At 49.4% G+C, this 13,593-nt stretch carries 11 protein-coding genes; 2 read left to right on the forward strand and 9 right to left on the reverse strand.

What is annotated here, in order from left to right; translation table 11 throughout:
- The first annotated feature begins 387 nt into the window (after positions 1 to 387).
- Positions 388 to 1,224 carry a bifunctional 2-polyprenyl-6-hydroxyphenol methylase/3-demethylubiquinol 3-O-methyltransferase UbiG gene (locus GS636_RS20030; RefSeq protein ID WP_171671965.1) on the forward strand — a complete coding sequence of 279 codons (837 nt, stop codon included), beginning with the start codon at positions 388 to 390 and terminating at the stop codon, positions 1,222 to 1,224.
- Positions 1,225 to 1,486: 262 nt separating this feature from the next.
- Here the strand turns inward: GS636_RS20030 and GS636_RS20035 are convergent, their stop codons facing one another.
- The 9 genes from GS636_RS20035 to GS636_RS20075 all read right to left on the reverse strand — a co-directional run bounded on the left by GS636_RS20035 (position 1,487) and on the right by GS636_RS20075 (position 10,847).
- A complete protein-coding gene (locus tag GS636_RS20035) occupies positions 1,487 to 2,791 on the reverse strand; it encodes a CitMHS family transporter (RefSeq protein WP_171671967.1) in 1,305 nt (434 codons plus the stop codon).
- A gap of 182 nt (positions 2,792 to 2,973) precedes the next feature.
- Entirely contained in the window at positions 2,974 to 3,744 is a 771-nt protein-coding gene (locus tag GS636_RS20040) for a class I SAM-dependent methyltransferase (RefSeq protein WP_171671969.1), read from the reverse strand.
- Entirely contained in the window at positions 3,719 to 5,446 is a 1,728-nt protein-coding gene (locus GS636_RS20045; protein ID WP_171671972.1) for an adenylate/guanylate cyclase domain-containing protein, read from the reverse strand. The genes GS636_RS20040 and GS636_RS20045 overlap by 26 nt, the downstream gene beginning before the upstream one ends.
- Positions 5,447 to 5,789: 343 nt before the next feature.
- A complete protein-coding gene (locus GS636_RS20050; protein WP_171671974.1) occupies positions 5,790 to 6,194 on the reverse strand; it encodes a hypothetical protein in 405 nt (134 codons plus the stop codon).
- A 125-nt stretch (positions 6,195 to 6,319) separates the two neighbouring features.
- Positions 6,320 to 6,721, reverse strand: a complete 402-nt coding sequence (locus tag GS636_RS20055; RefSeq protein ID WP_171671976.1) for a methylglyoxal synthase — start codon at positions 6,719 to 6,721, stop codon at positions 6,320 to 6,322.
- A 21-nt stretch (positions 6,722 to 6,742) separates the two neighbouring features.
- The gene (locus GS636_RS20060) at positions 6,743 to 7,867 is read right to left on the reverse strand and encodes a hypothetical protein (protein WP_171671978.1); all 1,125 of its coding nucleotides are present in this window, start codon (positions 7,865 to 7,867) and stop codon (positions 6,743 to 6,745) included.
- Positions 7,857 to 9,149 carry an MFS transporter gene (locus tag GS636_RS20065; RefSeq protein WP_171671980.1) on the reverse strand — a complete coding sequence of 431 codons (1,293 nt, stop codon included), beginning with the start codon at positions 9,147 to 9,149 and terminating at the stop codon, positions 7,857 to 7,859. The genes GS636_RS20060 and GS636_RS20065 overlap by 11 nt, the downstream gene beginning before the upstream one ends.
- A 279-nt stretch (positions 9,150 to 9,428) precedes the next feature.
- Positions 9,429 to 10,232 (reverse strand): alpha/beta fold hydrolase, encoded by an 804-nt coding sequence (locus GS636_RS20070; protein WP_171671983.1) that lies wholly within the window; start codon positions 10,230 to 10,232, stop codon positions 9,429 to 9,431.
- A 153-nt stretch (positions 10,233 to 10,385) separates the two neighbouring features.
- Complete coding sequence (locus tag GS636_RS20075) at positions 10,386 to 10,847, reverse strand: hypothetical protein (protein WP_171671985.1); 462 nt, start codon at positions 10,845 to 10,847, stop codon at positions 10,386 to 10,388.
- A 65-nt stretch (positions 10,848 to 10,912) separates the two neighbouring features.
- On the opposite strand from GS636_RS20075, the gene GS636_RS20080 reads away from it, so the two are divergent.
- A complete protein-coding gene (locus tag GS636_RS20080; protein WP_171671987.1) occupies positions 10,913 to 13,549 on the forward strand; it encodes an AsmA family protein in 2,637 nt (878 codons plus the stop codon).
- The last annotated feature ends 44 nt before the right edge of the window (positions 13,550 to 13,593 follow it).

The raw sequence follows: 13,593 nt of genomic DNA on the forward strand, positions 1-13,593 counted from the left end.
ATTTTCGAACCGTGAATCACGCACCCAAGCGGAAATCAATGGGTCCTGACCCTAGCCGTTCGGTCTCTGATGACAGTTTAGATATCTGCTGGGCAGAGGTCAGGGCATGAGCGATTTTCTGAGCGTTAGCTTCAATATCTCTTGTCATGTTCGCATTATACCTGCCGACGGCTGGATTGCGATGCAATCGAGGTTTTGAAGGGCCATAGTCGCAAATTCAAAGGGTTGCACTGAAAGTGTCGATACACTTTGAATCAAATGCGCAGTCCAAGACGTTCAAGCGAAAAAAACCACCGTCCGTTTCGGAGCCAAAGTATATTTTGCGCCACAAGTGGTACTTACAATAGAATTGGACCGGCCAGATGAGACTGTTAAAGAGGTTCAATAATGGCAATAGGCGACATCCAAACGTTCTATGACAAAACCGTCCAAGACGAGATCTCACGGCTAGATGAAAGTTGGTTGGAGCATGACGTAACCAAGGTTTGGATAGACCGGTTTATTTTGCCGGCTTCTGATGTTTTGGATATTGGTGGCGGCCCTGGAAGGTACGCTTTTGAGCTTGCTGCCATTGGCCATAGAGTTACGTTGTCTGATCTTTCCAAAGCAAATCTCGAGGCAGCGAGGAAGGAAGAATCCCGGCTTGGAGTTACGCTCACAGAAATCTCCCAAGCAGACGCAAGGGATTTATCCCAACTAAAAGAAAACTCTTTCGATTTTGTTCTATGTTTAGGTCCGATTTACCACCTTATTGAAGACGCAGATCGCGATAGAGCACTTGCAGAGGTGTTCCGGGTTCTGCGACCGAATGGCATTGCTTTTATCGGTTTTCTGTCTCGATACGCTGCCGTTCACTACTTTGCGAAGCGTCAACCGGGGCGGTTGGACGAAAGCATCTCGACACTTAACCAAATACTTGAGTCCGGAATAAACGAACCGAAACACAATGATGGTTTTTTCACCGATGCTCGCTTTGATCATCCTGAGGCAATAGCTGAAGTGGTGACCAGATCAGGTGGCGAAGTCATTAAAGTATTTGGTGCTGAAGGCGGGCTCGCTCAGTCTGAAGGGCGATTGAGACCTGTCTTGGAAGTATCGAAGTCCGACTGGAGAAAGCTGGCGGTAGAGCTCTCTGACCAGCCAGTCGGCATCTATGGAAGCGAACACTTGGTTGTAGTTTGCAAGCCGAACCAGAACCGTGAAAAACCAGAGCGGCGCTATTGATTTAAAGTACCCAAAAAGCTTGAGAGGGTGCGTTAAGAGTTTTCGCGATACTGGTCCAAAACATAAAACTTCGGGGTAGTAACTGCCAATTTCGGCTTGGGTAATATTGGAAAATGATGAGGTATGGCCGAGTGGTTGCATTAGGTCGTTGTCCGTTCCGACTATGAGAGTTGGAACATTGATCGAAGCCACTTCCTCGGCGCCCAAACTGGAGCCATCCCGTGAAAAGCTCAACAGCTCAGTTGTTCTGATAGGATCGTTCTCAGTACAGACCCAACAAAAAACCGACTCCAAAAACTGCGATGGAAAACAGCCACAATGGGAGCAGCGAGTACCGAATGTGCCGCCCCATGCTTGCACCCGCCAATCCAAGTGCGAGCCAAAGGGCGGGCGAAAATGGGCTGATGAAGGTGCCAATGATATTGCCTATGAGCATCGCATAGACAATGCTTTCGGTCGGTACGCCAGTTGGTTCCACAATTTCCAGCATCACCGGCATCAAACCAAAGTAAAATGCATCTGTGCTGAGCACCAACTCAAGCGGAGCGCCGATCAGCCCAACCCAAATATGTAATGTTGGTACAACGCTTTCAGGCAAGATCTCGACCAACTGCTCAGCCATAACCCGGAGCATTCCTGTACCGTCCATAAGGCCCAGGAACGCCCCAGCAGCAAAGATAATCGTAGCCATTGTCAGCGCGGAAGGCGCATGCGCTTTCATCCGGTTTATTTGGCTGTCCACGTCGCGGTAATTGATGAGTAGAAGCAACGAAAGAGAGATCATAAAGAGAAACGCGGGCGGCAGTAGACCCAGCACAAGCGCGACTACTGTCGCCAAAAACAAACCCCCATTTACGAAAATGAGTTGAGGGCGTTCCAATGCCAATTCTTCGTCAGTCACCTTCAAGGCGTATTGTGCCATGCTTCCTGTCGGGTTCTCATCACCTGTTGTCTTGGACATTATGCGTTTCTCGCGAAGTCCCATTAGGACTGCAAAGCCAGCCAACAGAACCAACCCGACAATCTGAATGGGTATCAGGGGGTGCCAAAGCACCGTCAGATCAATGCCCGACACAGCAGAGGCCCTGCCCAACGGCCCGGCCCAGGGAAGCATGTTCGCCAAACCGGCGCCCAAGCATAGCATCATTAGCATCAGGTAACGGTTCATTCCCAGCCCGACGTAAAGTGGTAGCAGGGCCGGAACAGTAAGAAGAAATGTCGTTGCACCAGCGCCATCCAGATGGGCCAGTGCGCCGACCATTGCCGTTGCAACGGTAATCGCCACCGCATTGCCCTTGGTCACCCCAATGATCCAATTGATAATCGGGCGAAAAAGCCCTGTATCTTGCAAGATGCCAAAGAAAAGGATCGCAAAGATGAACATCGTGGCGACCGGTGCCACACGAAGTAGGCCTGAGTTAAAGAACTCCGACAAATCTGTGGGACCGAAACCCGCCAATAATGCTCCTGCGAGGGGGAACAGAATTAGCGCTATTACGGGAGTTACTCGACCTGTAAGGAGCGAAACAACAACGAGCACAATCGTTGCCAATCCAATCAACGCCATATCACTAAGTGCCCCTTACAAGATTCCAAACAAATACCCATTCAATACTCGTGTCTCTTTTGGATCAAGAAGCCCGGGTCCCAGAAGCTTGGAAAAACCCACTCAAATAGCAACTTTCCTGGATTCCTGTTTTCGGGATCAATTTAGTGGCCGTGTTCGCAATAAAACTCACGCCCAGTAAGTTACTTGAAAGCAATGTAGACGGCAAAAGGTGCTGTTGAAGTTTCATCTTTCCACGGAAGTCCATCACCGGTTTCTCCCAGTGGCAAATGGCGAACAATGTGATTGAAACCTGCATGTTCCAACACACGAACATAGTCTTCATGCGTCCAAAAATAATCGGTCAATGAGAATTCAAGGTCAGTAAATTCGGCCTTCACCCGACCACCGGAAATCACCTGATCATTTTCAGGAAACTTGGTGTTCAGGGTGAGCCAGTCACCGGAGTAAAACTCTCTTGTAGTAACAACCATAATAAACACGCCATCTTTGGCCAACGAGTTTCGAATAGCCTGTGCAGCATCGACCATGGCCTCTTTGTTACCAAATTCCATAAATACAAACACTGAAACGACAATCGCGACATCCGTGAGTGGAAGCTTTTGGCTGCCTTCGTCAATCAAGCGGTAGTCACCGCTTGGATCTGCGGAAATGGCCAATGTGAGTTGTGATGCCGAAATATCGAGCCCCGTCACGGTAAGCCCAACTTCTTTCAACAGTCGCGTAGACTTCCCGCTTCCACACCCGAAGTCGATGGCTGTTTCGCCTTTTGAGAAAACTCTAATTAACTCTGGAAGGTCTCGATAGGCGAGCCAATCAGTCCCGCACAGTCCCACTTTCTCGTAGTCTTGTGCAGTGCGAGCATAGCAGTCTTTCGTTTTTTGAGACATCAAAGCCTCCGCCTGATCCACATAAATGGCTAACTCTTCATTTCTCGGATAAATTCCAAACACTATCCCATTCGGCGTGCTGAGGCGACGAACGCAAGCGTGAAACCCTTCGTAGAAACAGTTTTGAGGGTTGGTCATCTGCTTTGACATCTAGACAGGCTTTGAACGCCTCTTCCGCCAAATCCCAGTCTTGTCCGCGATAAGCCGCTAGGCCAGTTTCAAATGCAGCTCGAGCTTCGGCATCTGTCTTCGACAACCCGCCTGCTAAACCAAGCAGCTCAAAAACACGCAATGGTTCTGTCTTGCCTTTAACATTGATGGAGTCGATTTCTCGAACTTCTATTGCTTTTTCAGCCGATGCCTTTGTGTGCTCGCAGATAAGAATTTTTGTACCATATACCTTGTTTGCAGTTTCTAACCGGGCACCCAGATTCACCGTGTCACCCATGACGGTAAAATTCTTTGCGTATTCTGAACCAATTGAACCGACAACCGCCTCGCCGGTTGCTAAGCCAATACGGATATCGACTTCGGGAATTCCCTTGCGAAGGCCAGTGATGTCTTGCAGCTGTCCTCGCAAAACCTCAAGCTGGGCGAGCTGTTGAATTGCGGCTTCGCATGCGAGACGGGCTTGATTTCCTTCCGCTACAAATGGCGGCGACCAGAACGCCATGATCATATCGCCAATGTATTTGTCGATAACCCCGTCACGTTCAGCAATCGGCTTACTCGCTAAAGTGAAATATTCATTCATTAGCCTGACCAAACCGACCGGAGATAGTCGCTCGCCCATTTGCGTGAAGCCGGCGATGTCTGAGAAAAATACTGTTACAACTTTCCTGTCGCCCGTCACCAAAGAAGTTTCGGCTCCGCCTTCATCCAACATCGCTTTGACCACCCGTGGATCTACGTATTGACCAAACATCGACTGCATGCGTTCTTTGCTTCGCAGACCTTCTAGCATGTTGTTAAATGAGCGAGACAGATCAGCAATTTCATCGGTCGAGGTCACTGGAATGTCCTGACTTAAGTCGCCAACCTCTACGGCTTTTGTTCTGTCTCTTAACAAACGCACTGGGCGTACAAGGCTTTTTGTGAGTTGAAACGCAAACAGAAGTCCCAAGACAAGCGCTAATACGGTCAAAATGACACTGAAGCGCAAAACTATGTGCTCGGCTTCGTCTGCCTTCTGCGCTGCGACTGTGCTGAGCTCTAAGATCTCTGAGGCAACACTATCCACCTTTTCATCAAACCGGACCTGTGCATTCGTGAAGGACTCTACCAGCTCCGCAGCGGCTTCAAGCCTGCCTTCCTTGTATGCGCCAAGTGCCCTGAGTACTAAGTCCTGTATTTGATGATGCTCAAATGAAATCTCTTGGATGCGTGTCGTCAATTGCCCAAGTTCAATGGCTTGGTCCCTATCAAGATGATCCAGCGCAGCGTTCGCGATTTCAGTTGCTTCCTCGATATCAAGGTCCGCTGCAACTCCCAGATTGTTGAAAGCTGCAAGGTGTTCTTCAATTACACCCAATTCGGCGTTGTCTTCGATGTCATTTAATATGGATTGCAGAACAATTTCTTGTCGCAGCAAGTTCGCTTGAACATCTAACAGCTTTTTGTCTAAGGGCAGGAAATAATCTGCGACCGCGTCAACCTGGTCGGTTACGGTATGGATTTTCCAAGTCGTCCAGAATGCTGCCGTGGACATCACTAAAATTACTGCTCCGGCAACGGCAAAAATTTTGAAACCAATTGTGACGCGCATTACTTTTGCCTTTGGGAGCGAAACTCTGAATTTTTGAGTTTTCAATTTCGCAGCAGCACTATGCCTCGTTCAAGCCTTTTGGACTTGAAGCCAGAATTAGGAGCATCGCGTCACGCTAGAACAACAACCAACCGAGCATCATGCAAACTTTTAAGTCACTTTGCATGTCAGGCAGAAAGACAAAGCGAGTCGACTCTCGGCTATCTAGTCTTCAGGTAAAAACCTGTCAGACTAGATAGCCCTGTTTGTTCCACGGACCCTTGGCCTTAGAAGTTTTCAAGATGACGGCTAAGAGCTTCCAGCCCTCAAAAAGCGCATAAGTGTGGCTTCAGGGGAGTTTCTGCTAGCCTTGTTGATGCACGCGGTAGTAGTTGATCCGACGATTATCTGTGGGCACTTCGGCGTAAATCATCTCCTGGTCTCTATCTTGGAAATAGACAATGTCCGGAGAGGTAAGTATGGGTTCGGCTCCGGCACAATTTACCACTGTGTCCAGTCGAAGCATCTGGTCGTCCTCAATTACTCCGGTTCCGACTATTTTTGCTGTCCCTGAACAGAGGGAGTGCTGCGGCGTGTTTACAACGATATTATAAGGCCCTACCTGCTGCGGCTCGATCCTCAAAGAAATCGTAGCTCCGGTCAGTGGGTCGACACCCTCGTACTGGCCTGCCCAATTGTCTGCGGCAAGCGCTGGAACGGCGAGAATGCCAAGTGCAGTGGTTGCTGATACAAATGTTCTCGTTTTCATGGAAAAGTATCCTCCGATTAACTTTCTGTTTCACAAAAATTGGAAGACTAAACTTCCCTTTTCGCTGCAAACCGAAGCTGGTTATCTTGAGATTTGAATTCCACGAAGCAAAGGTTAAGCTTCCTTTAGGTTTTCACGAGAACGCCCTGAAGCACGAAATCAGCTGTTCGCGGGCTCTGTGCCAGCGGAAGATCATATACAATTGCAAGGCGGCTTAGTGCTTTGACATCAACGTCATGAGGCATCGGCGACAGCGGATCGACAAAGAAAAACAGAGCGTCCAGTTCGCCTTCACAAATCATGGCTCCCAGCTGTTGGTCGCCTCCCAGAGGGCCGCTTTTTAAAGGTGTGACGTCAAGTGACGGCAATGCATCAATTATTCTGCCGCCCGTAGTTCCGGTGGCGAAAATTTTATGGGATTGAAGCGCTTTCTCATGCAACTGTGCCCAACTCACCAAACTGTCTTTTTTGGCGTCATGAGCTACCAAGGCTAGCTTTAGAGGGACTTCTTTTGATGTTTCGGGCATAGGGTTCTCTCGCTTCTTTGGTCAGGCTTTCCGTGTCAACATCATGGCGACTGAGGCGTAGCGGAATGGGTATAACTCGGGGTTCTCACGGATCAGGTCTTGGGCCTTTGCGTAGATATTGTTTACAAGCGCTGATCTGCCTTCGCTTGCCGGAAGCGCATTGGTTAAAACAGCCTCGGTGAACGCTCTAAAGAAACCGACGAAGTCATGTGCGTAGGCTGCGGCGTCACCACTCTTGTTAAATACATCGCAAAATGGGACGCTCACCTCGTAAGCTTCCGCTTTTTCAATGGAGTAGTAGTCGCTTACTTCAAATGCGGGATTGATTACCGGCTCGGTCAACTCCTCTAAGCTTCGGAAGTAGACCGGCTGGTAGTACCCGGCGTATGTCTGTTGGGAAATCTCCCCGTTCTCAACGAAGTGAAGAACCGCGTCATTCAATGCGTCATAGATCCCATCGCACGTGCGCGCGTCTTCTGTGCAACCAAAAACCTCTACGATCACCTTTCCACCCGGGATCAACTCAGCCGCCCGCACTTTTAGAAATTCAGCAACATCCTGAGCGGCTTGACGTCTGAAAGCGCTTTCCTCTTCCATCGAAACCGAGCCGCGACTACGGATCGAACTGGGACCGTTTGGCAAAATGTAGTCGTTGAGCTCAGCTACAGGCCGGCGTGATAGGAACCCGATTGTGTTGAATGTCGTAGCCAAACTAATGCTGTTTGTGGGGAGCAGTTGGTCATACATCGAGCCACCAACAACAGATGAATACACGTTGTGCTGGTCACCTTTAGACGCCTCGCCGCGTTGCAAAGCCAAAAACAACTCAGAAAAATCATTTGTGGGCAGATCAGAGTAAATCGCTCTTACCTCCGATGGTGATCGGGTGTTTAGAACTTGCGCCACTTCTTGCATGACGGCGATTGAGTTGGACCCTTCGGAACATCCAAAATCGGCGATGCCCGTGGATCCATCGGACAGAGGAATGGAGCGAGCTGCCTCTTCGATCCAAGGTTTGATTGCGGCAATCGCATTCCACTGTGGTGCGGAATGCGAGTTGTAGTACCCGTGTCCCGTCATTCCTGACGTCGTTGAACCTGCAACAGGCGTATGAAATGTGGGATCTTGTTCTTGGTTACTGTTCACTGTGACCTCCGACTGTAGATGTGTTCTGAGACCAGCGCGCCCTAAGTGCGGGCAACTGCCAAATGACGAAGAGCGAGAGAAAAGCAGTTGCGATCAGATAGTAGACCGGAGCAAAGTCATCGCCTGTTCTGTTCACAAGGTAAGTTGCGATGAATGGGGTTGTGCCGCCAAACAGCGCCATACAGCTGTTGTATCCAATGGCAACAGTGCTGCACTTAAGTCCGGGGGGTGAGATGTTGGTCAGCGTAGTGACCGCAAGTGCCCAACCTACGCTGTTGACAAGAGACAGGCCCAGTTGTCCAAGAAAAATGAGTGTGATGGAGCTTTGATGCATCAAAGCCCACAGCGGCCAAGCGAACAGGATCGTTGCGACTGTAGCAGTCAATAAGACCGCGCGAACTCCAAAATGGCCTGCGAGGAGACCAAATAGAGGGGCAGCCAGGGCCATCAGAAGCAAATTGACCGTGGTGATATCGAGAGCACGTGCAGAGGAGACTTGCATATCGTCAGTCAGGTAGGATGCCGCATACACAAAAATCATGAAATAGATGACGGCTGTTGGAATAAGCAGGATCACCATCTTCAAGAGCAATCCAAAGTGTTTCCGGAAGGTTTTAACTACAGGTGACACGCCTGATGGCTCTGTCTGGTCCGTTACAAGCGTCTCCTGCAAGTCACGACGGAGGATGGCACTAAGCGCGGCAATGAGGGCACCAAACAAAAACGGCAGCCGCCACCCCCAATTTGCGACTTGTTCGTCGCTCATGACATTCGACATCAACGCTGGAACGGCTGCTCCCAGGACACAGCCCAACAGCATAGCGCATACAATCAGCGAACCGTTCAAAGCCTGACGCTCTGGTGCCGATTGTTCGATTGTCATTACTCCAGAGGCTGTGAACTCTCCGGCAACCGAGAGACCTTGCACGACCCGAATAGCGACAAGAAGAATGGCCGCTGAAATTCCAATCTGATCATAAGTGGGCAAAAGGGCTATTGCGAGCGATCCCAAACCCATGACTATTACAGAGATGAGCAAGGCGGGTTTGCGCCCCATCCTGTCTCCGATGTGGCCAAAGATGACGCTGCCTATTGGCCGTACAGCGTACCCTACGGCCAAAACTGCGAAGGCAGACAAGAGTGCTGCGAAATGGTCCCCTTCGGGGAAAAAGACGCGTCCGATGACCGGAGCGAGAAAACCGTAGACCGTGAAGTCATACCATTCGAGGACATTCCCGCTGGTCGTAGCAATGACCGATTTTCGAGAGAATCTTTGTGTCATTGGGTTGCCTCTGTTCGCATCTCGAACGCGACGGCGAGACTATGAACGCCGGCGCACAAGCCACGGGTTGGCTGCGCCAACCGCTCTTTACTTCTCCGCATCAGGACGGCGACGCAACGGTTTTCTCCTGCGGCAAGGCTCGCCCAGTTTTAAGTACTCTACTCATCCCTTTGTGGAATCTTTCACTATCGCAAACGACTTGGCCTCAAGGGATCTGGCTAACGAAAATCGGACGACATTATAGGTGATATCACGCTGTTTTTGCAATCGTTGCTCTGTTCAAAGCCTGCGCAAGAAGCTTGATAGAACACTTTGAAAATCCACTCGATACTGGTCTACATCATCAAACTTTGGGGTAATGACTGCTAGTTCCGCATTAGGAATCATTTTTGAAAGCGATGACGCGTAGTCAAGCGGGTGAATGATGTCATTGTCAGTTCCAACCACCAGGGTCGGCACATTTATCGAAGCAACATCGTCGACACTCAAACTTGGTCCGTCCAAGGAAACCCGCGTAAGCAGTTCCGCAGTGATATCGAGCGGTTGTCTGTCGAACAGCTCGAGAAGTGCACTCAAATTGTGAGGAAAATGCTCCGATAACATGCTGTAGAGTTCACTTCTCTGAAATTTGCTCAGTGCTTCTTGGGGATCGTGACGAAGAGACCGCCCGATAAGCAGTAGTGGAAGCAAGTTGGATGGTGATCGAGACATCAGCCAGGCTGGACGACCCACCACCAATGCTCTGACAAGCTCAGGTCGCTGAACGGCCAAACGCAGCGCAACAGCCGAGCCCATGGAAATACCACCGATTACGACAGGCCGAGATGCCTTTGCCTCAATGAGTTTAATCACGTCATCCGTGAATTCCTCGATGGAAAAGTGGTCAGAAGGTCCAGCTTCAGAGTCGCCATGTCCTCTAAATTCCATTGCGACAACACTTGTATCTGTATCTTGCGGAAAAGCCTCAATTGGATATTCAGCGGTGTCGCACAAGCCGTGTTGAAACACCATGGTGTCATCTGTGAACTCGCCGTGCACAGCTAGTTTTACACCATCGCAATCAAATTTCGATCTCACAACCATCTGACATTCCTTAATAAGCTCTCGGTCGATAGCCAAAGCTTAAAACACAATTTGTTCTTTTCGTAGAGCTGTATCGCTCCCTTGAAACAGGATTGCGCTGTTAGTTCAAAAAGCAAACGAACCCACTCTCAGTGGAATTTGTTCACACTTGCTTCAGGCAGATATCTTTCCTGTTGAAATCGCTGCGGCAAAAACAGCGATCCAAGCAAAAAGCCAGATTGCAAAAAGGATTTTCTTGGGCTGATTTTGTATTCGGACAGCAACGGAGGACGCAAGAACTGCGATCATCGGTATCAAGGCGACCCAAGGCACAATGACAAAAAACAGCGGCAAAAAGAGGGGTGCCGAAAGGACGAACATAAGGGCTGTGAATAACGCAAAAAGCAACCCTGAAGTCGAATAGTCTTCCAACTCAACCACAGTGGTGAAAGCGCCAAACAATGCAAGCAAGCCCATCGCAAACGGGAAAGCAAGCAAGGCTGAGGTCAAAACGATTTTCCAAAGGCCCATCGCTCTTTCTCGACTTCCGATTGATGCACTATCCAAAAAACATGCACGTTTTTTAATTTGGAACAAATAAATTTGGCATTTCAATGGACGTTTTAGCAACTCCAAAGGCAGTGTCTCTTTGAGCAGACGTTTGTTAGCGTAGGCGATGTGAGGCGAAGGTGTTGGGTTCCATGAAGCTTACTTTGCGAATAGCTGGACATGCCGCCCTGCTCATTGTTGTCGTCATTGCGCTTTTCTGGACGGCCTTAGCGTTGCCTGTTTTCTCCGGCTTTCGAACGCCGGTTCTGGAAAAGATGCTTTCAGAACAAGTCGGACAGACAGTGCATATTAGAGGGGATGTGAGCGTCGTTCTGGGAGCAACAACTCACGTCCGCGCAACCAAAGTGGAAGTGCCCAGCGAGACCATAGAAAACGTGAATTTGGCAGCTCTAGAAGTTCTGGAGCTTGAACTAAACCTGCCAGCGTTGATTTCAGGTCAGATCAACATCGACAACTTGATCATCGATGGACTGAAAGTTCGACTACTGACCGATTCAGACGGGATGCAAAGCTGGGTTGCGACCAATCGGCCTCAGGTTAGTACGACAGCATTGGGGATAGAGAATGATACGGGTGGTATTCTAGATTTCCTGAGCGACAAGACAGCAGCTTTCACGTCCGTTTCTCTGATCGCGGACAATGAGGCAACTGGTTTTGAATTCGATTTCGAATTGGAAAATCTGCATTTGGATCAACTCGGTGACAATTCCGGTGCAACAGTGACAAGCCATGGAACCGTGAACGGGCAGAGCTTTCAGATCAAAGGTGATTATCCACGAGGCCAGCCATTCACAACAAACGCGAACTTTGGAGCGATGCAGCTTGACTTCAACGGCAGCCCTATCTCGGAAGAGAATGGTGGCGGTTTCAAAGGCAAACTGACGTTGGATACTGGTGAAATCGGGGATCTTCTGGAACTTCTCCGACTGGATCGCGATATTGAAGGTCGGGCAAATCTAGCGGCCGACATAGAAAGCCAGAACCCAAAGCTGAAAGTTTCAGATCTCAGCACGGCCTTAAACCTTTCAAAAGGTCAATTGCTGAAAGTGGATGGCTCTATCGAAAATCTGATCGGCTTTGAAGGTATCGATCTTGCAGTTGACGGACGCCTCTATCCGCAGGGTGATCCACCTGAAACGGCCAGGGATCTAAAGGACTTAAAGCTCACCGACATTTCAACCCACGTTGTTGGCACTGAAAACGCGCTGGAGTTTCAGGATCTGACTCTGACGACCAATGCGTTTGACAATGAATTAAAACAGATAGGTCCGGTTCGTTTTGGCCGCCTGTTTCGCGCTGACAATGGTAATCTGATGCTGGAAAAAATTAGCTTGCAGGCGGGACCACAGGATCGCCCCTACTTTTTGGCCAAAGGGAACGTTAAAGACCTGTTGCGCCTGAAAGAGGTCGACTTTAGCGGTACGATGTCGATACCGTCATCGCTGTTTTTCCAAGGACTTAGCGCAAAATCGCTTGGCAGCGTCGAAGGCAGTTTTTCGGTGGACGATCTACAGGGGTTCCTAAGCCTCAACAAATTCGATGCCCAGACCGTTGATACGGAAATATGGATGCTCAGAACCCAGGCCAAACTAGGGAATGTAAACGAATTTGAAAACCTGTCCTTCGATTTCAATCTGGATGTCAAAGACAGCGCCCGTTTCCTAGCGGCCATTGGACAGAAAACAATCAAAGTCGGACAATTAAAAGTCAGCCTGTCCGCAAACGGAAAACAAGACAACTTCTCAAGCGTACTTGCGCTTAGATCCGGAAAGTCGCAACTGAATGCCAAACTTGAGACATCCACGTCTGGCGCGCGTCCACTGACGCAAGGCATGGTTTCCAGTCAGAGTATCGAACTTCAAGACGTTAGAAACGCATTTGCTTTTGTCTCACGCATTGCAACAAGCTTTCGCCAACCCGGAACCAGTGGCGTAAAGCACAAGGTGCCGAAAGGCAAAGTCAGTGATCTTGTCGAGGTAGAAGATTTTCTGCTCGATCAGGATGTCGATGTGTCCATTGACATCAAAAAAATCGAGGGCCAACAGGGAATAACCAGCCTGTCCAGCCATCTGAAGGCAAATAACGGCCTTGCCCAGCTTGGGCCCGTCGATGTTGCCTATGATGGAGGTCATTTCTCCGCTACGGCAAAAATGAATATGGTGAAGAGCCCGCAGTTGCTTTCACTTAAAGGCACAATAAAGGATTGGAACCTGGCGACCTTGTTCAACGAGTTTAATACCAAATACTCGGCAGTAGGACAGCTTCATGGAAATTTTGATTTTATTGGAAATAGGCGCTCGATAGAGGCCTATACTAACTCGATGAGAGGCTCTGCATCTATCCTGATGACAAATGGTGGAATATCAACCAGTCTTCTCGAACTATCCGGACTTGGCGTTTTTCCTTGGCTAATTTCTGAAGAACTGAGAAAAGGTTACAGCAAGATCACGTGCCTCGCCGCTCCCATTAAAATCGATGCTGGCGACGTTTCATTCAGCTCGTTTGTCGCGGAAACTAAAAAGGTACAGCTTGTTGCCCACGGCGATCTGGATTGGATAAAAAACACGATTTCAATTCAGGCCGAGGCCCGAAAACTCGGTAGGCCCTTGTCGCGGAGCGCATGGCCGTTCGAGGTCGTTGGGACGCTGACGCATCCGAAAATCAAGCTTCTTCACCACAACGTTTTCCAGAAACGCGCGGACGGAGCGACAGAGTTACCCGAAAACCGAAGATCCTGTGTTCCGGATATAGATCAACTGAGGCAATAGGATACGGTTGACGTTTCGACCCCCGCTGTATCCAAGCGATCTTT

The sequence above is a fragment of the Ruegeria sp. HKCCD4884 genome (genome assembly GCF_013110855.1).
GTDB lineage: Bacteria > Pseudomonadota > Alphaproteobacteria > Rhodobacterales > Rhodobacteraceae > Ruegeria.

Coding starts and splice junctions, on each gene's coding strand:
- GS636_RS20030 (WP_171671965.1), top strand. CDS start 388: ATGGCAATAGGCGACATCCAAACGTTCTATGACAAAACCGTCCAAGAC.
- GS636_RS20035 (WP_171671967.1), bottom strand. CDS start 2,791: ATGGCGTTGATTGGATTGGCAACGATTGTGCTCGTTGTTGTTTCGCTC.
- GS636_RS20045 (WP_171671972.1), bottom strand. CDS start 5,446: ATGCGCGTCACAATTGGTTTCAAAATTTTTGCCGTTGCCGGAGCAGTA.
- GS636_RS20050 (WP_171671974.1), bottom strand. CDS start 6,194: ATGAAAACGAGAACATTTGTATCAGCAACCACTGCACTTGGCATTCTC.
- GS636_RS20055 (WP_171671976.1), bottom strand. CDS start 6,721: ATGCCCGAAACATCAAAAGAAGTCCCTCTAAAGCTAGCCTTGGTAGCT.
- GS636_RS20065 (WP_171671980.1), bottom strand. CDS start 9,149: ATGACACAAAGATTCTCTCGAAAATCGGTCATTGCTACGACCAGCGGG.
- GS636_RS20070 (WP_171671983.1), bottom strand. CDS start 10,232: ATGGTTGTGAGATCGAAATTTGATTGCGATGGTGTAAAACTAGCTGTG.
- GS636_RS20080 (WP_171671987.1), top strand. CDS start 10,913: ATGAAGCTTACTTTGCGAATAGCTGGACATGCCGCCCTGCTCATTGTT.